Annotated in this window: 19 protein-coding genes; 7 read left to right on the plus strand and 12 right to left on the minus strand. The window is 72.8% G+C overall.

Going from position 1 to position 18,624, the window contains the following annotated elements; all coding sequences use genetic code 11:
• Positions 1-89: 89 nt before the first annotated feature.
• Positions 90-1,748 (minus strand): diguanylate cyclase CdgB, encoded by a 1,659-nt coding sequence (cdgB, locus tag ACF061_RS35030; protein WP_392271056.1) that lies wholly within the window; start codon positions 1,746-1,748, stop codon positions 90-92.
• Between the two features lie 452 nt (positions 1,749-2,200).
• On the opposite strand from cdgB, the gene ACF061_RS35035 reads away from it, so the two are divergent.
• Both ACF061_RS35035 and ACF061_RS35040 read left to right on the plus strand, forming a co-directional pair.
• Positions 2,201-2,788, plus strand: coding sequence for a flavin reductase family protein (locus tag ACF061_RS35035; protein ID WP_392271057.1), 588 nt, complete (start codon positions 2,201-2,203; stop codon positions 2,786-2,788).
• Positions 2,789-2,905: 117 nt separating this feature from the next.
• Positions 2,906-3,400, plus strand: a complete 495-nt coding sequence (locus tag ACF061_RS35040; protein ID WP_392271058.1) for a GNAT family N-acetyltransferase — start codon at positions 2,906-2,908, stop codon at positions 3,398-3,400.
• Between the two features lie 129 nt (positions 3,401-3,529).
• Here the strand turns inward: ACF061_RS35040 and arfB are convergent, their stop codons facing one another.
• The gene (gene arfB / locus ACF061_RS35045; RefSeq protein WP_392271059.1) at positions 3,530-3,967 is read right to left on the minus strand and encodes an alternative ribosome rescue aminoacyl-tRNA hydrolase ArfB; all 438 of its coding nucleotides are present in this window, start codon (positions 3,965-3,967) and stop codon (positions 3,530-3,532) included.
• Between the two features lie 232 nt (positions 3,968-4,199).
• Between arfB and ACF061_RS35050 the strand changes: the two genes are divergently transcribed.
• Positions 4,200-4,775: a TerD family protein gene (locus tag ACF061_RS35050; RefSeq protein ID WP_392271060.1), complete on the plus strand. Its 576-nt coding sequence runs from the start codon at positions 4,200-4,202 to the stop codon at positions 4,773-4,775.
• Positions 4,776-4,842: 67 nt separating this feature from the next.
• Here the strand turns inward: ACF061_RS35050 and ACF061_RS35055 are convergent, their stop codons facing one another.
• Positions 4,843-6,243 (minus strand): M1 family metallopeptidase, encoded by a 1,401-nt coding sequence (locus ACF061_RS35055; protein WP_392271061.1) that lies wholly within the window; start codon positions 6,241-6,243, stop codon positions 4,843-4,845.
• Positions 6,244-6,501: 258 nt separating this feature from the next.
• Between ACF061_RS35055 and ACF061_RS35060 the strand changes: the two genes are divergently transcribed.
• Positions 6,502-7,002, plus strand: a complete 501-nt coding sequence (locus ACF061_RS35060) for a hypothetical protein (RefSeq protein ID WP_392271089.1) — start codon at positions 6,502-6,504, stop codon at positions 7,000-7,002.
• Positions 7,003-7,031: 29 nt separating this feature from the next.
• On the opposite strand, the gene ACF061_RS35065 is transcribed toward ACF061_RS35060, so the two are convergent.
• Positions 7,032-7,724: a pentapeptide repeat-containing protein gene (locus ACF061_RS35065; RefSeq protein WP_392271062.1), complete on the minus strand. Its 693-nt coding sequence runs from the start codon at positions 7,722-7,724 to the stop codon at positions 7,032-7,034.
• Positions 7,725-7,998: 274 nt separating this feature from the next.
• On the opposite strand from ACF061_RS35065, the gene ACF061_RS35070 reads away from it, so the two are divergent.
• Positions 7,999-9,408, plus strand: coding sequence for an MFS transporter (locus tag ACF061_RS35070; protein ID WP_392271090.1), 1,410 nt, complete (start codon positions 7,999-8,001; stop codon positions 9,406-9,408).
• Between the two features lie 167 nt (positions 9,409-9,575).
• Here ACF061_RS35070 and ACF061_RS35075 read toward each other — a convergent pair whose 3' ends face one another.
• Both ACF061_RS35075 and ACF061_RS35080 read right to left on the minus strand, forming a co-directional pair.
• Positions 9,576-11,012, minus strand: coding sequence for an NAD(P)/FAD-dependent oxidoreductase (locus tag ACF061_RS35075; RefSeq protein ID WP_392271063.1), 1,437 nt, complete (start codon positions 11,010-11,012; stop codon positions 9,576-9,578).
• A gap of 10 nt (positions 11,013-11,022) precedes the next feature.
• A complete protein-coding gene (locus ACF061_RS35080) occupies positions 11,023-11,688 on the minus strand; it encodes a rhomboid-like protein (protein WP_392271064.1) in 666 nt (221 codons plus the stop codon).
• 281 nt (positions 11,689-11,969) lie between these two features.
• Here ACF061_RS35080 and ACF061_RS35085 point away from each other — a divergent pair, with 281 nt between their 5' ends.
• Positions 11,970-13,040: a nitrous oxide reductase family maturation protein NosD gene (locus ACF061_RS35085; RefSeq protein ID WP_392271065.1), complete on the plus strand. Its 1,071-nt coding sequence runs from the start codon at positions 11,970-11,972 to the stop codon at positions 13,038-13,040.
• A 191-nt stretch (positions 13,041-13,231) separates the two neighbouring features.
• Complete coding sequence (locus ACF061_RS35090; RefSeq protein WP_392271066.1) at positions 13,232-14,260, plus strand: methyltransferase; 1,029 nt, start codon at positions 13,232-13,234, stop codon at positions 14,258-14,260.
• Between the two features lie 258 nt (positions 14,261-14,518).
• Here the strand turns inward: ACF061_RS35090 and ACF061_RS35095 are convergent, their stop codons facing one another.
• The 6 genes from ACF061_RS35095 to ACF061_RS35120 are packed head-to-tail and all read right to left on the minus strand — an operon-like array spanning position 14,519 to position 18,623.
• Positions 14,519-14,851: a TcmI family type II polyketide cyclase gene (locus tag ACF061_RS35095; protein WP_392271067.1), complete on the minus strand. Its 333-nt coding sequence runs from the start codon at positions 14,849-14,851 to the stop codon at positions 14,519-14,521.
• Positions 14,852-14,880: 29 nt separating this feature from the next.
• Positions 14,881-15,363 carry an SRPBCC family protein gene (locus ACF061_RS35100; RefSeq protein ID WP_392271068.1) on the minus strand — a complete coding sequence of 161 codons (483 nt, stop codon included), beginning with the start codon at positions 15,361-15,363 and terminating at the stop codon, positions 14,881-14,883.
• Between the two features lie 2 nt (positions 15,364-15,365).
• Entirely contained in the window at positions 15,366-15,623 is a 258-nt protein-coding gene (locus ACF061_RS35105) for an acyl carrier protein (RefSeq protein ID WP_392271069.1), read from the minus strand.
• Between the two features lie 47 nt (positions 15,624-15,670).
• Positions 15,671-16,921, minus strand: a complete 1,251-nt coding sequence (locus tag ACF061_RS35110; RefSeq protein ID WP_392271070.1) for a beta-ketoacyl synthase N-terminal-like domain-containing protein — start codon at positions 16,919-16,921, stop codon at positions 15,671-15,673.
• Complete coding sequence (locus tag ACF061_RS35115; protein WP_392271071.1) at positions 16,918-18,186, minus strand: beta-ketoacyl-[acyl-carrier-protein] synthase family protein; 1,269 nt, start codon at positions 18,184-18,186, stop codon at positions 16,918-16,920. Before ACF061_RS35115 ends, ACF061_RS35110 begins: the two co-directional genes overlap by 4 nt.
• Entirely contained in the window at positions 18,183-18,623 is a 441-nt protein-coding gene (locus ACF061_RS35120) for a cupin domain-containing protein (RefSeq protein WP_392271072.1), read from the minus strand. The genes ACF061_RS35115 and ACF061_RS35120 overlap by 4 nt, the downstream gene beginning before the upstream one ends.
• Position 18,624 lies beyond the last annotated feature (1 nt).

Below are 18,624 nucleotides of genomic sequence, written 5' to 3' on the forward strand. Positions count from 1 at the left end.
TGCAGTACGTCGTGAGATTGGACCGAGCCTACCCGCTCCCGTGGGCCCGGACGGGTGACCCAGCCGGCGGCAAGCCTCTGACCTGCGGATCATCCGGCCCGGCGATGCTGTTTGGGACGAGATCGTTTCTCGACGTACATCCGTTCGTCAGCGGACTTGAGCACTTCGTCCGCCGTCATCCCGCAGTGCGCCCAGCCGATGCCGAAGCTGGCGCCGACGCGGACGGCGCGGCCCTCGGCGCGGATCGGCTGGATGATCTCGTTGCGCAGCCGCACGGCGAGGTCCTGGGCGTCGGCGCGGCCGAGGCCGTCGGCGAGGATCACGAACTCGTCGCCGCCGAGCCGGGCCACCGTGTCGCCGTCGCGCACCCCGTTGCCGAGCCGCCGGGCCACCTCGATGAGGACGGCGTCGCCCGCGTTGTGCCCGAACCGGTCGTTGATCGACTTGAAGCCGTCCAGGTCGCAGAAGAGGACGGCGAGCCCCTTGGCGCCGTCGTCCCGGTCGCCCTCGGGGGCGACGGTGTGCACGTGGTGGTCGTAGGCGTCGTACGCCGGGGCGCCGGGCCCGAAGTCGAAGCCGTGGCCGCCGCTGTCGTAGACCGGGTGGCCGTAGGCCGCGTCCAGGGAGTCGTACTCGCCGGGGTGCGCGGACTGCGGGCGCCGGCACAGGCGCGCGGAGAGGCGGGCGCGCAGTTCGGCGGAGTTCGGCAGGCCGGTGAGGGAGTCGTGGGAGGCGCGGTGGGCGAGGTGCAGCTCGCGGCGCTTGCGCTCCTCGATGTCCTCTACGTGGGTGAGCAGGAAGCGGGGGCCGTCGGCGGCGTCCGCGACGACGGAGTTGCGCAGCGACACCCAGACGTAGGTGCCGTCGCGGCGGCCCAGGCGCAGCTCGGCGCGGCCGCCCTCGGCCGAGGTGCGCAGCAGGGTGCCGATGTCCTCGGGGTGGACGAGGTCGGCGAAGGAGTAGCGGCGCATCGCGGAGGCGGGGCGGCCCAGCAGGCGGCACAGCGCGTCGTTGGTGCGCAGGATGCGGCCGTGCTGGTCGCCGCCCATCTCGGCGATGGCCATGCCGGAGGGTGCGTACTCGAACGCCTGCCGGAAGCTCTCCTCGCTGGCCCGCAGGGCCTGCTGGTCGCGCTCCAGACGGACCAGGGCGCGCTGCATGTTGGCGCGCAGCCGGGCGTTGCTGATCGCTATGGCCGCCTGGAACGCGTACACCTGGAGGGCCTCGCGGCCCCAGGCGCCGGGCCGGCGGCCGTTGCGCGGGCGGTCCACGGAGAGCACGCCGAGCAGTTCGCCGGGGGCTCCACCGGGGGCGCCGGGGGCGTACATGGGCGCGAACAGCCGGTCGGACGGGTGCCACTCGTCCTCGAAGCGGGGGGCCGGCCCGTCGGTGTACCACTGCGGGACGTCGTCGTCGTCGAGGACCCAGCCCTCGGTGTGCGATATGAAGACCAGGTCGCCCCACTTCTCGCCCATGGCGAGCCGGCGGTCCCAGGAGTCGCGGGAGCCGACCCTGCCGGTGATCAGGGCCTCCGCGGCGGGGTTGCCCGAGAAGGCGGCGACCACGAGGTCGCCGTCGGCGCGCACGAGGTTGACGCAGGCCAGTTCGTAGCCGAGGCCGGTCACGACGCCGTCGGCGACGGTCTGCAGCGTGTCCGCCAGGCTCCGCGCCGTGTTCATGTCCGCCATGACCTGGTGCAGTTGTCGCAGGGTCGTAAGGCGGACGTACGGTTCCGACTCGGTCTCCATGCTCGCCCTCCCCCCGAAACCTCGCAGCGAATCAAAGGGTTCTCGTCGGCGTATTGTTCCGTGCGGTCTCAGCCACTGAATCACAGCGCGGAGCCCACTCGGTACACAGGGTCAACAATTAAGGCCTCTTGTGACTCAAGTCACAGCTAAACGTGAACAATTGAGAGGAGTTTCTGCATTTTCCCTGTGCGTTCACCGAACGCAAACTTTGTGGGTGTGCGGCCATGATGCACGACGGTCGCGCGCCGCGGGCTGGAATCACGGGTTCCGCCCCGCCGCCCGCCCCGCCACCTCCTCTTCCGCCCGCCGGCCCGCGTCCGCCGCGGCCCACGTCCCGCGGCCCGCGCCCTACGCCCGCGGCCTCCGGTCCGCCGCTGGTCCTCTGGTCCTAGGTCCGGCTTCGGCCATGGGCCCGATGCGGGTGCCGGGAGCCGGTGGTTAGCGTTGAGTGTGTGCTGAACACATCTGCTGCGCCGTCCTCCTCCCCCGCCGCCACCGCCGCCTTTGGGCATGCTGAGGGGGTGACCAACGACGAGTTCCGCGCCGCGATGTCCCGGCTGGCCGCGGGCGTGGTGCTGGTGACCGCGCAGGAGCCGCCGCTCGACCCGGACGACCCGCTGGCCCCGGGCGGCGAGGACGTGGGCATGACGGCGACGGCGTTCCTGTCGGTCTCCCTGGACCCGCCGCTGGCCCTGGTCAGTCTGCGCGAGGGCTCACGCATGGACGACCTGCTCGCCGAGCAGCCGCTGTGGGCGGTGTCCGTCCTGGCCGAGAGCCAGCGGCACATCGCCGGCCGGTTCGCCATGAAGGGCAGGATCAGCGACCGCCTGCTCTTCGAGGACATCGCCTGCGTCCGCGGCGAGGTCTCCGGCGCCCCGCTGGTGGGCGACGCCCTGGCCACCCTGGAACTGCGCACCGAACAGCGGGTGCCCGCGGGCGACCACACCCTGGTCGTCGGCCGGGTGCTGACGGCTCGGCTCCCGAGCGCGGAGGGCGGCCCGCTGATGTACTTCAAGGGCCGGTACCGGCAACTGGGCTGAACCGACGGCCGGACCGAGCCGGTCGCCGGGCCGAGTCGACAGCCGGGACGAGCCGGTCGCCGGGCCGAGCCGGAAATCCGGTGGCCGCGCGCCGGGCACGCCGTCTACGGTGCGCCGGTGACGACCACCGACGCCGTTCCCGCGCTCCGCCTCGAGGAGATCACCGCCGACAACCTCGACGCCGCACTCGGCATCCGGGTCCGCCCCGGCCAGGAGCACGCGGTCGCACCGGTCGTGAAGTCCCTCGCCGAGGCCTACGTCCACCCGGGTGTCGCCTGGCCGCGGCTGATCGTCGACGGCGACCGCCCGGTGGGCTTCCTCATGGCCTTCTTCGACATCGACTGGCACCTGGACGGCAGCGTGATCCGCTCCGGTCTGTGGCGGCTGAACATCGCGGCCGGGGAGCAGGGGCGCGGCTACGGCCGGTACGCGGTCGGCCGCGTCGCCGCCGAGATCCGCCGCCGGGGCGGCACCCGGATGCACGTGAGCTGGCACCCGGGCCCCGACGGCCCGGAGGGTTTCTACCTCGGGCTGGGCTTCCGCACCGACGGCGAGACGAGCGGCGATCAGACCGTGGGCGTACTCGAACTGGCGGACGGGGCCGCTCGCTGAACCCCGGACCCCGGGGCCTACCGCCCGGGTCGTCCCCGCCCTGGCTAGCCCGGCATGCCCCGGCCGGAAGACCCTGGCCCCGGAAGACCCTGGCGTGAGCCGGCCGGTGGATCCTGGCCCCGGAAGTCCCTAGCCCCAGTCCCGCCCCGACCGGCCCCGCTTGGTCTCGGCGCGCTGTTTCTTCTCCCGCAGCCGCCGTTCGTTGATGCCGCGCGGGATCCGGGTGGGCCTGCGCGGCCTGGGCGGCGGCGCGGTCGCCTCGGCGAGCAGGGCCGCGAGGCGTACGGCGGCGGCTTCGCGGTTGCGCCACTGGGAACGGTGCTCGGAGGCGCGGACGGTGACGACCCCGTCGACGAGCCGGCCCGCGAGCCGCTCCAGCGCGCGCCGCTTCCACACCTCGGGCAGGGCCTCGGTGCGCGCCAGGTCGAAGCTCAGCTCGACCCGCGAGTCACTGGTGTTGACGTGCTGGCCGCCGGGCCCCGAGGACCGCGAGAAGCGCCAGGCCAGCTCGGCCTCGGGGAGCACGACGGAGCCGCGGATGACATGGGGACCGGACATGCCCTCCATGTTCCCGCCGCCGTCCGGGTCACGTCACCACATTTTCGCCGCCGCACCGCGTCATGTGCGCCGCCGCACCGCGGCGCGATCCGCGCAACGGCCCGGCCCGGGCCCCGACGGCGTTCGAACCGGCCTTGGTAAAAAAGGTAAAGAGATCCGGAACCATGGGGACCCCTCTCGGCGTTCTTTCGAGTGGCGGTAGCTTCGTCCGCACACGCAACGAGGGAAGGGACTCCCAACAATGGCTGTAAGCCTGTCCAAGGGTGGCAACGTCTCGCTCACCAAGGAGGCTCCGGGCCTGACCGCCGTCACCGTGGGCCTCGGCTGGGACGTCCGCACCACCACCGGCACGGACTTCGACCTGGACGCCTCCGCCATCGCGGTCAACACCCAGGGCAAGGTGTACTCCGACGCCCACTTCGTCTTCTTCAACAACAAGCAGACGCCGGACAACACCATCGTCCACACCGGCGACAACCTCACCGGCGAGGGCTCCGGCGACGACGAGGCGATCAACGTCAACCTGGCCGGGCTGCCCGCCGACGTCGACAAGGTCGTCTTCCCGGTCTCCATCTACGACGCCGAGAACCGCGGCCAGAACTTCGGCCAGGTCCGCAACGCCTACATCCGCATCGTCAACCAGGCCGGTGGCGCCGAGATCGCCCGCTACGACCTGTCGGAGGACGCGGCCACGGAGACGGCCATGGTCTTCGGCGAGCTGTACCGCAACGGCGCGGAGTGGAAGTTCCGCGCGGTCGGCCAGGGTTACGCCTCGGGCCTGGTCGGCATCGCCCAGGACTTCGGCGTGAACGTCTGACGGTTCCTTCGCACTCGCACCGGGGCCCCGGCCTTCACGGCCGGGGCCCCGGTGCGTGCGTGCCGGGTCACGGGCTCGTCGGCCTGCCCTCGCCGTAGAGCCAGTCCTTCCAGATCTCGCCGAAGTCCTTGCCGGGCGCCTTCTTCTCCACGTAGGACGTGAAGTCGGCGGTGGAGGCGTTGCCGTGGCGGTGAGCGGCGGCCCAGCCCTGGACGATGTCGTAGAAGGCGTCGTCGCCGACCTTCTGACGGATCTTGTGCAGGACCATCGCGCCGCGGTCGTACACGGGCGCGTCGGAGATGTCCGCGGCGCTGCTCGGCCGGGCCGGCGGAAAGTCCCAGACGGCCATGCCGTTGTCCCCCTGGCCGCGGTAGACGGCGTCGAAGGTCTCCTGGGCGCTCGGGCCGTCGTTGTCCTCCTTCCACAGCCACTCCGCGTACGTCGCGAACGCCTCGTTGAGCCACATGTCCCGCCAGTTCTTCGGCGTGACGGAGTCGCCGAACCACTGGTGGGCGAGTTCGTGGACGAGGGTGCCGGTGTCGGGGGCGCTGGGGAAGACGGGCCGGTTCTGGGTCTCCAGGGCGTAGTCGGCGCCCTGGACGCGGTCGACGATCGCGCCGGTGGAGGAGAAGGGGTACGGACCGAAGTTGTCCTCCGCCCACTCCATGATCTCGGGGAGCCGGGCGAGGACCGGCTTGCTCGCCTCGGCCAGGGCGGGGTCGACGGCGACGTACACCGGCGTGCCGTTCTCCAGCTCGTAGCGGCTCACCTGGAAGTCGCCGATCGCGACCGTGGCGAGGTAGCTGGCCATCGGCTCGGCGGTGTGCCAGTGGAACGTCCGGCGGCTCCCGTTGACCGTCACGCTCTTCAACTCGCCGTTGGAGACGGCCGTCAGCTTCCCGGGCACGGTGACGGAGATGTCGTAGGCGGCCTTGTCGGAGGGGTGGTCGTTGCTCGGGAACCAGGCCATGGAGCCCACCGGTTCACCGAGGGCCACGGCGCCGTCGGAGGTCGGCAGCCAGCCCTCCTTCGATCCGTCGGCGTCGGTGAGGGTCCGCGGTGTGCCGGAGTAGCGGACGGTGACGCCGAACGTCTCGCCCTTCCGCAGCTCGTCGTGCGGCCGGACGGTCAGTTCCTGGCCGGCCCGGTTGAAACGGGCGTCCCGCCCCTCGACGGTCACCCCCCGCACCTCGAACCCCGTCAGATCGAGGTCGAAGGCGGACAGGTCCCGGGTGGCGCGGGCGGTGATCACCGCGGTGCCGGTCAGGCGGCGGCCGGCCGGCTCGTAGCCGAGGGTGAGGCCGTAGTGGGTGACGTCGTACCCGCCGTTGCCGGCCTTGGGGAAGTACGGGTCGCGGAGGCCGGAGCCGCCCGGCTCGCCCTGGACGCCTCCGTCGCACCCGCTCAGGGCGACGGCGAGCAGGACCGAGGCGGCGACGGCCCGGACAGCCTGTGCGGGTCTGTACACAGGTGCGATCCTATGCGGCGGTCATGGATCCGTGCGAAAAACGCGGAACACCCCGGGAGCCGGCGGACCACGGCGCGCGCCGCACACCCTCACAGGGGACCGCGCCTGCTCCCGGCGAGAGCCAGGGACACCCCCGCGGCCGCCACCGGGCGCGAGAGGACCCCGCGCCCCGCGGGGAGCACGCGCCCCGGCGGGGAGCCCGTGCCCCGGCGGGGAGCCCGTGCGCTCCCGGAAGGAGCCCGTGACACCATCGCCTACGTGCTCGACATCGGCTACGCCCTCTCCAACCGCTTCCCCGATCCGCCGCAGACGGACTACCGCCGCGCGGACGTCCACGCCCTGCGCCACGACCTGTTCTGCGGCGACGTGTACCTCGCCGACACCGAGTCGGACCGCGAACTGGCCACCGCCTGGGGCTGGGTGCCGGTGCTCGACTTCGCATGGGCGCTGTGCGACATCGTGGAACGGGTGGACCGGGACCCGGCGGGCTCCCGGGCGGCCCGCCCCCAGCGCGCGGAACTGGACTTCACCGAGTCCACCGACCGCATGCTCTTCGAGCGCCGCTTCGGCTGGGTGGACATCGAGGCGGACTGGATGCCCGCGGAGGAGGCCCCGCTGTCCTTCTCCCACACCGAGCTGCGCCGGGAGGCCCGCGACTTCCTGCACGACCTGATCGCCGACCTGTGCGACCTGCACGAGGACCTCGCGGAGAACCCGGCGATCTGGACCCTCCAGGCGCGTTTCCCCCGTCTGCCCTGACCGCCCGGCTCCCTTCGCCGTGCCGGCTCTCAGTCCTCCACCCTGATCCCCAGCCGCGCCGCCAGCACCGGGGCCAGGTCGAGCAGCTGACCGGTGCTGATCACCGCCCCCGCCAGCCGGTCCGCCCCGCCCGCGATCTCCAGCGGGGCGGCGCCGCGCAGGTCCACGTCGGTGAGCGTGACCGCGGTGAAGTCCGCGCCCTTGAGCGCGCAGTCCACGAACTCCACCCGCTCCAGCCGGGCTCCTCCGAAGTCCGGCTCGACCATGACACAGCCCTCGAAGACGACGTCCCGCAGCCGCGCCTTGCGCAGGTTCAGGTAGTCGATCTTGCCGCCGCGGATCCACACCCGTTCCAGCACCGCGCCGTGCAGCTGCGTCCCGCCGAGCCGGGCGTCGGTCAGCTCCACGTCGCGCAGGGTCGCCTCCGCGAGGTCGGTACCGACACCCCGCACCCCGGTGAGGACCGAGTCGAGGAGACGGGCGTGACGCAGCGAGGCGTCGTCCAGCACGCAGCCCCGCAGCGCGCAGTCCATGAAGCGGGCGCCCGCTCCGTCCTGCCCGGCGAAGTCGGTCTCCCGGAACTCCAGCCCGTCGTAGTCCCCGTCGGGCGCCAGCCCCGCGCCCCGGTACTCCGCCGGCGCGGGCAGCCGCACCTCGGGCCGCCGCGCCGCCTTCACCGCGGCCCCGCCCGAGGCGCCCCGGCCGTTCGCTCTCCTCGTCATGTCCCCATGCTGCACCCCGGCACTGACATCGCCCCCGGATGCGACCCGCCCCGATCCATGGTCTTCTGGCGAAATGAGTGGCACCCCCCAAGGTGACTCCTCCCCCCTACGCGGACATCGCGCGAATCAGGCGCGGCACGCGAGCCGCACCCTCCACGCCGACCGCGCCGGCCGACCGCGCCGGAACCGCCCCCGCGGCCACGGCCCCCGGCACGCCCGGTCCTGCGAGACTCACCGCTGGTGGGCCCTGGTGGTGATCGCGCTCGCGCAGCTCATGGTCGTGCTGGACGCCACCATCGTGAACATCGCGCTGCCCTCCGCGCAGCGCGCCCTGCGCATGTCCGACGCGAACCGCCAGTGGGTGATCACCGCCTACACCCTCGCCTTCGGCGGGCTGCTCCTGCTGGGCGGGCGGATCTCCGACCTGGTGGGGCGCAGGCGCACGTTCGTCGTCGGGCTCATCGGCTTCGCCGTCGCCTCCGCGCTGGGCGGCGCGGCCACCTCCTCCGGCATGCTCTTCGGCGCCCGGGCCCTTCAGGGGGCGTTCGCCGCCGTGCTCGCGCCGTCGGCGCTCAGCCTGCTCACCACGACCTTCACCGATCCCGGGGAGCGCGGGAAGGCGTTCGGCATCTACGGCGCGCTCGCGGGCAGCGGCTCGGCGATCGGCTTCATCGTCGGCGGGCTGCTGACCGAGTACCTGAACTGGCGCTGGTGCCTGTACGTCAACGTGCCCATCGCGGTCGTCGCCGTCCTCGGCGCGCTCACGCTGCTGCGCGGCCGGCCCGGGAACGCCGGCGCCCGGCTGGACGTGCCGGGCGCGGTGCTGGGCTGCGGCGGGCTGGTCGCCGTCGTCTACGGATTCAGCGAGGCCCAGCCGCGCGGCTGGACGGACCCGCTGGTGCTGAGCCTGTTCGCGGCGGGCGCGGCGATGCTCACGGCGTTCGTGCGGTGGCAGGCCCGCGCCCCGGTGCCGCTGCTGCCCCCGCACGTCGTCCGGGACCGCGCCAGGGCCGGCTGCTTCCTGACCATGCTGCTGGCCGTGATCGGCATGTTCGGGCTGTTCCTGTTCATGACCTACTACCTCCAGGAGATCCTCGGCTACTCGCCGCTGCGGACGGGCCTGGCGTTCCTGCCGCTGACCGCCGCGGTCGTCATCGGCTCCACGCAGGTCTCCGCCCGGCTGCTGAGCCACGCGCCGCCGCGGCTGCTCATGGTCCCCGGCACGGTCCTGGCCGCGGCCGGCCTGCTGCTCCTGACCCGGCTGACGGTCGTCTCGCGGTACACCACCGAGGTGCTGCCCGCGCTGCTGCTGATGGGCCTCGGCATGGGCCTGACCTTCATGCCGGTGTTCGCCACCGCGACCGCGGGCGTCGCCCCGCGCGACGCGGGCGTGACCTCCGCGACCGTGAACACCTCGCAGCAGGTGGGTGGTTCGATCGGCACCGCCCTGCTCAACACGGTCGCCACGACCAGCGCCACCGCGTACGTCGCCGCCCGGCCGCGCGGCCCGGCGGACAGGGCGCGGGTGGTCCCGGAGGGGATCGTGCACGGTTACACGGTCGCCATCTGGTGGGCCGCCGCCGTCATGCTGCTGGCCGGCGTGGTCGCCGGCCTGATGGTGACGGCGCGCACGCCCGGCCACGGGTCCCCGGTGAAGGCGCCCGAGCCGGGGTCGGTGACCTGAGGGACCGCGGCGACGGCCCGAGGACGGGAGGACCGTCCGCGGCACGGAAGGAGACCGGAACGACCGGCCGGCCAGGACCCGCGAGGGGCAGGGAGGGACGGGAAGGGGCCCGGGTGCGACCCCGGGACCCCTCCCCGTGCGGAACTCCTCCGGCCCGGTGCCTTCCGTCAGTGGCGGCCCGCCACCCGGTCGGCGATCCGGGCCAGCCGGGAGGACTCGGCGCTGTGGGTGCGGACTTCACGCCGGTCGGCCGTGCGGTAGGTGGCGTACATGCCCTGCACGCCCAGCCAGCGCAGCGGTTCCGGCTCCCACTTGCGCACCTTGTGGCCGACCCAGGGCAGCGCGGTCAGCTCGGTCGGTCCGGCCTGGCCGGAGTCCTGCTGGACGAGGTCCGTCAGGGTGCGGGCGGCGAGGTTGGAGGTGGCGACGCCCGAGCCGACGTAGCCGCCCGCCCAGCCCAGGCCGGTCGTACGGTCCAGGGTGACGGTCGCGCACCAGTCGCGCGGCACGCCGAGCACGCCGGACCAGGCGTGCTCGACGCGCACCCCGGCCAGGGCGGGGAAGAAGGCGACCAGGATGTCGCGCAGCGCCTCGACGGTCTCGCGCCCGGTGCGGCCGTCGTTGTCGGTGCGCGAGCCGAAGCGGTAGGGCACTCCGCGTCCGCCGAGCGCGATCCGGCCGTCGGCGGTGCGCTGGGCGTACATGTAGGCGTGCGCCATGTCGCCCAGGGTCTCGCGGCCCGCCCAGCCGATGGACTCCCACTGCTCGTCGGAGAGCGGCTCGGTGGCGATCATCGAGGAGTTCATCGGCAGCCAGGTGCGCCTCATCCCCTTCAGGGAGGCGGTGAAGCCCTCGGTGCAGCGCAGGACGTACGGGGCGCGGACGGTGCCGTACGGGGTGACCGCGTGCTTGGGGCGGATCTCGGTGACCGGGGTCGCCTCGTGGACGGTCACGCCGAGCGCCTCGACGGCCGCCGCCAGGCCCTTGACCAGCTTCGCCGGGTTCAGCCGGGCGCCGTGCGGGGTCCAGGTGGAGCCCACGGCGTCCGCGACCCGGATCCGCTCGGCGGTCTGCCGCGCCCCGAACAGTTCACGGTCCTTCTCGCCGTACGCCCGCTCCTGCTCGCAGAACGCCTTCAGCCGGGCCAACTGCGCGGGCGTGCGCGCCACTTCCAGCACCCCGCCCCGGTGGACGTCCGCCTCGACGCCCTCCTCCGCGGCGACCCGGACCACCTCGTCCACGGTGTCGTTCATCGCCCGTTGCAGGCGTACGGCGGCCTCGTGGCCGTGCAGCTTCGCGTACCGGTCGCGGCCGGCCACGCCGTTGTAGAGCCAGCCGCCGTTGCGGCCGGAGGCCCCGTAGCCGCAGAACTTCTGCTCCAGGACGGTGATCCGCAGGAAGGGCGCGGCCTTCTTGAGGTAGTACGCCGTCCACAGGCCCGTGTACCCGCCGCCGACGATCACCACGTCGGCGGTCGCGTCGCCGGTGAGCGGTTCACGCACCGCCGGGAGTCCGTCGTCCGCGAACCAGAAGGAGATGCCGCCGTTCACGATGCCGCCATTGCCGGTGCCGCCGCCCGCGGCACTGCTTGCCGAGCTGCTCATGGCGGGGACGTTAATGCCTGAGGGCGGCCAGTGTCTCCTTCGGATTCCATGCTTTCGCGCGGCCCCTGACCAGCGGACGACAGCCGAGTCCGATCAGCACCGCGGTGAAATGCCCGAGATCGGTGAAGGTGCGCCCGGTCAGCAGCGGCACCCCGAAGAAGGCCAGCACTGCGGCCAGGTACAGATACCGCCAGGGCCGCGCGATCCGGTAGGCCAGCACGCCGACCACCCCGGCCAGCGCGTAACTCACGCCGACGTCCAGGGTGTTGACGGAGCCCGTCGGCACCACGCCGCGCGAGATCCCCCACAGCAGCGCGCCCTCGCTGATCAGCGTGGCCAGCACGTGCGCCGCCACGCACACCACCAGCCAGCGCAGGGTGCCCAGCCAGCGTTCGGCCTGCGCGTGGAAGAGCGTGTACAGGGGCACGTACGGCAGCCAGCGGCCGCCCGGGATCCACATGGCGCTGGAGAACAGCACCCGCACCGGGTTGTCCGACAGCTCGTGGATGTTGGTCGACCGCTGCCGCAGGAAGTCCTCCTCCAGCCTGGGCGACATGTGGTGCAGGGCCACGGTCGTGACGAACAGGATCAGCAGCCAGACGTAGGTGCCCGGGGCGCTGCGGACGTACGCCGCCGCCGCCTGGAGTCCGCGCCGCATCCGGATGACCCCGCTCATACCCGCAAGTATGGTCGCGCGGGTGATCGGGGTGCCTGCCGAGCCGGCCGCCGCCCAGGGGAGTACCGGCGGGCGGCGGGCCGGGCGTCCGCCGTGGGCCTGCCGCGTCGGGCGGCCGGCCGCCCGCGCCGGCGGGGGCCGCGGACCGGCGGACCGCCCGGGAGCGCCTCCCCGCAGGACGGCCGCGCCCCGCGCTGCCGACGGCCCCCGCGGGGGCGGTGACACGCCGCCGGACGGCCCATCCGGCGAACTCGGGCAAATAGGGTCATAGCGTACAGAATATGACGAAACGCCATATCGCCCTGCTCCTGAGTGCGGCAGCGCTCGTCGGCTCCGGAGTGGCCGCCGCCCCGCCGATCTCCGTGTCCGTGCCGCTGGTGCATCTGGTGCGCTCGGGCCAGTCGATCCAGAAGGCGGTGGACGCCGCCAGGCCGGGCGACACCGTCCTGCTGATGCCGGGCACCTACCACCAGAGCGTCAAGGTGACGACGCCCGGACTGACCCTGCGGGGAACGAGTCAGGGCACCACCGTCCTGAAGCCCGCCACCACGAAGCCCACGGACGACTGCGGCTCGCGCGGCAACGGCATCTGCGTGGTCGGCACCAAGGCGGAGCGGCTGGAGGACGTCACCGTCTCCAACCTGACCGTGACCGGCTTCCCCCGCGCCGGACTGGTCGCCGTGGGCACCGAGGGGCTGACCGTGCGGCACGTGAGCGCCGAGAGGAACGGGCTGTGGGGCTTGGCCGAGGAGCGCTCCCGGCGCAGCGAGTACCGGGAGAACCTCGCCCGCGGCAACGGCGACGCGGGCGTCTTCCTCGCCAACACGATCACCGCGGAGCAGGGCGCGGTGGACACCGGCGGGACGGTCGTCGCCGACAACCGGCTGGAGGACAACCGGATCGGCGTCACCGTCCGCCGGCTGCGCGACCTCACCGTCGCCGGCAACCACGTCACCGGCAACTGCGCGGGCGTGTTCGTCGTCGGCGACGAGAACAAGCCCAGGGCCGGCGCGCTGACCGTGCGCGGCAACCTGGTCGCGCAGAACAACAAGTACTGCGCGAAGACCGCCCGGCTGCCCTTCCTCCAGGGCTCGGGCATCGTCCTGACCGGCGCCGAGGACACCGAGGTCCGCCACAACACGGTCCTCGGCAACTCGGGCACGTCCCCGCTGTCCGGCGGCATCGTGCTCTTCAGGAGCTTCGTCGGCGCCGCCAACGAGCGCAACCGCGTCCACGACAACGCGCTCCAGGACAACGCCCCCGCCGACCTGGTCGACCAGGAGAGCGCCAAGCGCGGCAACACCTTCCGGCAGAACTCCTGCCGGGCCTCCAAGCCCGCGGGACTGTGCTGAGGCCGTAGGGCCCGTCGTCGAATCCACGTCCGCCCCGCGACGCCCGGCGCGCTCCCCCACGCTCCTCAAGACCCCCCAAGCGCGCACCGGACGCCACGGCCGCCCTTCGGGCGACGACGGGAAGGTGACGGCGGGCCCCGGGCCCGGCCGCTCACAAAAGTCACGGAACCGAGAAGGAAGGAAGGCGGTACATGACGACCGCTCAGACCGCCCCACCGCCGCCCATGCGGCTCAGGGAGCTCGTGTTCGGGGCGGCGTGTGCCGCCGCCCTGCGAGCCGCCGCCCGGCTGGGCGTGGCCGACGCGCTCGGGGACACCCCCATGGCCGTGGCCGACCTCGCGACGGCGGTGAAGACCGAACCCGGGCCACTGCGCCGGCTGCTGCGCGCGCTGACCTGCTACGGCGTCTTCACCGAGCAGCCGGACGGCACGTTCGCGCACACCGACATGTCGCGGCTGCTGCGCGAGGACGACCCGGGCAGCCTGCGCTGGATCACCCTGTGGTGCACCGAGCCGTGGACCTGGGAGGCCTGGCCGAAGCTGGACGAGGCGGTGCGCACCGGCCGCAACGTCGTGCAGGACCTGTTCGGCAAGGAGTTCTTCGTCTACCTCAACGAGGACGCCCCCGAGTCGGCGGACGTCTTCAACCGGGCCATGACGACCTCCAGCAGGCAGTCGGCCCAGGACGTGGCCGACCTGCTGGACCTCTCCGGGGCCGACTCGGTCGTCGACATCGGCGGCGGCCAGGGACACGTGGTGGCCGGCCTGCTGGAGAAGTACCCCGCCATGCACGGCACCCTGCTGGACCTGCCGCGCGTGGTGGAGAACGCCGACCCGCGGCTGCGCGAGGGCGGCTCGCTGGCCGGCCGGGTGAGCATCGTGGCCGGCGACTGCCGCGAGGCCGTTCCGGTGCGGGCCGACGTCTACATCATCAAGAACATCCTGGAGTGGGACGACGACTCCACCGCACGGTGCCTGCGCAACGTCATGGCGGCGGGCGGCCCTAAGGCCCGGGTCGTGGTCATCGAGAACCTCGTCGACGACACCCCGTCGATGCGGTTCAGCACCGCCATGGACCTGCTGCTGCTGATGAACGTCGGCGGGGCCAAGCACACCACCGAGTCCATGGTGAGCCGGCTGACGGCGGCCGGCCTGGTCATCGACGACATCAGCCCGGTCAACCCCTACCTGCACGCCTTCGACTGCACCGTCCCCGCCTGACCGGCGGGAGCGCACCCGCTCCCGGCCGGCACACACCGGCCGGCCGGAGAGCGCGCCCCACCGCACCGGACCGGATCGCACCGGGCGCACCGCACCGGACCGCACCCGGACCAACGGCCGCCGGGCCCGCGACGCTGCGGGCCCGGCGGCCGTTGGCCGTCCGGAGGTCCTGGACAGGGGGCCGGACGGCGGGTGTCCCGTCGCCACGGGCGGCCTGCCCGCGCGACGGAGGCTCCCCGACCGGCGGGAGCGCTCCGCTCAGCGGGAGGTGTCGCGCTCCCACAGGTAGAAGCGGTGCGCCATCGCGTCCTTCGGCGAACGCCAGGTCTCGGGGTCGTAGGCGCTGACGTACGCCGACAGCCGCTCGCTGATGCCGCGGAACTCGGGGTGCCCGGCCACCTTCGCGATGGCCGGCCCCGGGTCCCGTTCGGCCTCGACGAGGTGCATGTACACATCGCCGAACTGGAAGAGGCTGCGCCGGGTGACGCCGACCAGGTGCGGCAGCTCCCCCCGGTCGGACTCCTCGAAGATCTTGGCGATGTCCGGGGCCGAGCCCGGGGCCATCCGGGCCACGATCAGTGCCTGGTGCATGGACCTTCTCCTCCTCGTCCCTCTCCGGCTCAGTCGGTGGTCAGGGCCGGCTCGGCCCGGCGGCCGGCGGCGGCCTTCTCGATCCGGTCGCGGATCAGGGCCATCTGGACCTTGGAGTTCTTGTTGATGTTGTCGGTCATCCAGTCGTCGTCGACCGGCGCCTCCGGCTTCATCGCGAAGTCCTGGGTCCACACCATCCGCGTCCCGGCGGGCACCTCCTCGTACCGCCAGTGGATGTTCATGTGCGCGAACGGCCCGGTCTCCACGCGCCGGGCGCGGACCGTGAGCGTGGCGCGGTCCGGTTCACGCTCGGAGACCCAGCTCCAGACGACGCCGTTCTCGTCGGGGTGCATGGTCAGCCGGAACGTGCACTTGTCGCCCTCCTGGGACAGGATCTCGGCGGAGGCGTACTCGCTGAAGAGCTGCGGCCACTTCTCCACGTCGTTGGTCATGTCCCAGACCAGGTCCACCGGCGCGGCGATGGTGATCTCGTTCTCGGTGTGTCCTGCCATCTCTAGGCTCCTGCGAGAAGGGTGCTGTTGACGAGGTCGAGGAACTTCCGGGGCGTCTTGCAGCGCTCCGCGTCGGCCGGCATCGGCATGCCGTGCCGGTTCTCCAGCTCGCCCACGATGCCGAGCAGGCCGAGCGAGTCGATGCCGAGCTCCTCGAAGCCGGTCCCGGACCGGTCCGCCAGCTCCTGCGGGCTGATGGTGATGCCCGCGGCCTTCTTCATGAGTTCGGACAGTTCTTCCACGGTGATTCGGTCACTCATGCGGTTCCTCTCCTTGTTGCTCCCGGCTGGTTGCTCCGGCGCCCCCGCTAGGAGGCGTCGGCGGTGCCGTGCCGCAGCACCAGCGCCGAGTTCGAGCCCATGAGCCCCCGGCTGAGGACCAGCGCCGTGCGCGTCCGTACGGCACGCGCGCTGCCGGTCACCAGATCGAGGTCATGGCAGATGTCGAAGACGTTGGGGGTGGGCGGGATCAGACCGTGTTCCATCGCCAGCACCGCGGCCGCCGCGTCCAGCACCGGCGCCGCACAGTAGGCCCGGCCGGTCCCGGTCTTGGGCGCCGTGACCGGCACCCGCCGGCCGTGCGCCCCGAGCGCGTCGGCGATGGCGAGCGCCTCCGCCCGGTCCGCCTCGGCAACGCCCAGGGCGTCGGCGAAGACCACGTCGACCTCCTCGGGCGCGCAGCCCGCCTCGGCCAGCGCGCCCCGGATCGCCTCCGCCAGTCCCTGCCGGGACAGCTCCCACCGGGAGGCGCCGGTGAAGGTGGCCGCGTGCCCGGCCACGAAGGCCCGCACCGGCACGCCCCGCTCCCGGGCGCCCGCCGCCTCCTCCACGACGAGCATCGCGCCGCCCTCGGCCGGCACGAAACCGCAGGCCTCCTCGGTGAACGGCCGGTACGCCCGCTCCGGTTCGGTCACCGCGCTCAGCTCCCCGTAGCCGAGCTGGCAGACCATCGAGTACGGGGCCAGCGGCGCCTCCGTGGACCCGGCCACGATCAGGTCCGTGCCACGCCCGACGGCCCGTGCCGCGTGCGCCAGCGCGTCCAGACCCCCGGCCTCGTCGGCGGCGACCACCGAGCACGGACCCTTGAAGCCGCGCCGGATCGAGACCTGACCGGTGCTGGCCGCGTAGAACCAGGCGATCGACTGCCACGGGCCGACGTAACGGCTGCCCTGGCTCCACAGCTTCTGCAGCTCCCGCTGGCCGAACTCACCGCCGCCGGAACCCGCCGCGGTGACCACGCCCGCCGAGAACGGCGTGCCCTCGGTGTCCGCCCGGCCCAGCCGGGCGTCCTCCAGCGCCGCGTCGGCCGCGGCCATCGCGAAGTGCGTGAACCGGTCCGTCTGGACCAGGTACCGGCCCTCGATCGCCGCCGAGGCGTCGAACGACCGCACCTCGCCCGCCACTTTCAGCGGCAGGTGCGCGCAACCCTCGCGGGTCACCCGGTCGAGGACGCTCACGCCCTCCTGGGTGGACTTCCAGAACGTCTCGGTGCTGGTTCCGTTGGGTGCGACCACACCGATGCCGGTGACTGCCGCCCGCCGCTTGCTGGGTGCGCTCATCGTGACCTCTCCCTCGGCCGGGTCAGGATCACGGCCGACTGGAATCCGCCGAACCCGCTGCCCACGGAGAGCACCGCGTCCAGCTTCCGCTCGCGCGCGACCCGCGGGACGTAATCCAGGTCGCACTCGGGGTCGGGCGTCTCGTAGTTGGCGGTCGGCGGAACCACCTGGTGGGCCAGGGCCAGCACACAGGCCACCACCTCGATGGCCCCGATCGCGCCGAGCGAGTGACCCACCATCGACTTGATGGAGCTCATCGGCGTGTCGTAGGCGTGCGCGCCCAGCGCCCGCTTCACCGCGGCGGTCTCGTGCCGGTCGTTCTGCCGGGTGCCGGAGCCGTGCGCGTTGACGTAGTCGATCCCGGAGCCGTCCAGCCGGGCGTGGTCCAGCGCGGTCTCGATCGCCCGTGCCATCTCCACTCCCTCACTGGTCAGACCGGTCATGTGGTAGGCGTTGCCGAAGGTGGCGTAGCCGCTCAGCTCGCAGTACACGTGCGCGCCGCGCGCCCGGGCGTGCTCCAGCTCCTCCAGCACCAGCACCGCGCCGCCCTCGCCCATCACGAACCCGTCGCGGTCGTTGTCGAAGGGCCGGGAGGCGTGCGCGGGGTCGTCGTTGTTCGGCGACGTCGCCTTGATCGCGTCGAAGCACGCCATCGTGATCGGCGAGATCGGCGAGTCCGACGCACCCGCTATGCAGATGTCGGCCCGGCCCTCCTCCACCGTGTGCAGCGCGTACCCGACCGCGTCGAGACCGGAGGTGCAGCCCGTGGACACGGTCTGTACCGGCCCGCGCGCCCCGAACCGCTCCGCCACCGTCGAGGCCAGCGTGCTCGGCGTGAACGCCCGCTCCAGGTACGGCCGCGCCCGCTCGTGGTCCACGTCCCAGCGCTCGCCGCCGTGGCTGACGAGGACGTAGTCGTTCTCCAGCCGGGTGGTGCCGCCGACCGCGGTGCCCAGCGAGACCGCCACCCGCCAGGGGTTCTCCGCGGTCAGGTCGAGTCCCGAGTCCCGCACCGCCTCCTGGCCGGCCGCCAGCGCGAACTGTATGTAGCGGTCGCAGCGCGCGATCTGGTCCTCGTCCAGTCCGCACGCCGCCGGATCGAAGTCGCACTCGGCGGCGATCCGGGACCGCAGGCCGGACGGGTCGAAGAACGTGATGCCCCGCGTCGCGGTGCGCCCGTTCGCCAGCAGGTCCCAGAACGCCTGCGCGCCGATCCCGCCCGGCGCCACGATGCCTATGCCGGTGACCGCGACCCGCCTGGTCATGACCGCACCTCGGCCGCCCCGGCCTCCTCGGGCACGGCCACCGGCGCCGTCTCCGTGCCCTCGGTGTCCACGTGGCCCAGCTGCGGGCGCGGGGCCAGCGGACCCAGGTGGAAGACGATCCGCGCCTCCACGTCGCCGACGTTGCGGAACCGGTGCCGCATGTAGGCGGGGATCATCAGCCCCTGCTCGGGCCTGAGCGGATGCGGGTCGCCGTCCAGGTCCACCTCCAGCTCGCCGCAGACGACGTACACGAACTCCTCGGAATAGGGGTGGTAGTGCTCGCCGATGCGGTCGCCGGGCTGCACGATGGCCACGCCCATGAAACCGCTGGTGGAGCCCACCGTGGCCGGGGTGAGCATGGCGCGCAGATCGCCTCCGCGCCTGGTGTTGGGCTCGGTGTCGCTGAGATCCACGATCCTTGGCCTGGGTTTGATCACG

Source organism: Streptomyces sp. NPDC015220 (assembly GCF_043079345.1).
GTDB lineage: Bacteria > Actinomycetota > Actinomycetes > Streptomycetales > Streptomycetaceae > Streptomyces.

Excerpts from the sequence above, each read along its gene's own strand:
- ACF061_RS35100 (WP_392271068.1), bottom strand. The coding sequence starts at position 15,363 with ATGGCAGGACACACCGAGAACGAGATCACCATCGCCGCGCCGGTGGAC.
- ACF061_RS35080 (WP_392271064.1), bottom strand. The coding sequence starts at position 11,688 with ATGAGCGGGGTCATCCGGATGCGGCGCGGACTCCAGGCGGCGGCGGCG.
- ACF061_RS35115 (WP_392271071.1), bottom strand. The coding sequence starts at position 18,186 with ATGACCAGGCGGGTCGCGGTCACCGGCATAGGCATCGTGGCGCCGGGC.
- ACF061_RS35095 (WP_392271067.1), bottom strand. The coding sequence starts at position 14,851 with ATGCACCAGGCACTGATCGTGGCCCGGATGGCCCCGGGCTCGGCCCCG.
- ACF061_RS35050 (WP_392271060.1), top strand. The coding sequence starts at position 4,200 with ATGGCTGTAAGCCTGTCCAAGGGTGGCAACGTCTCGCTCACCAAGGAG.
- ACF061_RS35105 (WP_392271069.1), bottom strand. The coding sequence starts at position 15,623 with ATGAGTGACCGAATCACCGTGGAAGAACTGTCCGAACTCATGAAGAAG.
- arfB (WP_392271059.1), bottom strand. The coding sequence starts at position 3,967 with ATGGAGGGCATGTCCGGTCCCCATGTCATCCGCGGCTCCGTCGTGCTC.
- ACF061_RS35070 (WP_392271090.1), top strand. The coding sequence starts at position 7,999 with ATGGTCGTGCTGGACGCCACCATCGTGAACATCGCGCTGCCCTCCGCG.
- cdgB (WP_392271056.1), bottom strand. The coding sequence starts at position 1,748 with ATGGAGACCGAGTCGGAACCGTACGTCCGCCTTACGACCCTGCGACAA.
- ACF061_RS35065 (WP_392271062.1), bottom strand. The coding sequence starts at position 7,724 with ATGACGAGGAGAGCGAACGGCCGGGGCGCCTCGGGCGGGGCCGCGGTG.
- ACF061_RS35110 (WP_392271070.1), bottom strand. The coding sequence starts at position 16,921 with ATGAGCGCACCCAGCAAGCGGCGGGCGGCAGTCACCGGCATCGGTGTG.
- ACF061_RS35085 (WP_392271065.1), top strand. The coding sequence starts at position 11,970 with ATGACGAAACGCCATATCGCCCTGCTCCTGAGTGCGGCAGCGCTCGTC.
- ACF061_RS35075 (WP_392271063.1), bottom strand. The coding sequence starts at position 11,012 with ATGAGCAGCTCGGCAAGCAGTGCCGCGGGCGGCGGCACCGGCAATGGC.
- ACF061_RS35090 (WP_392271066.1), top strand. The coding sequence starts at position 13,232 with ATGACGACCGCTCAGACCGCCCCACCGCCGCCCATGCGGCTCAGGGAG.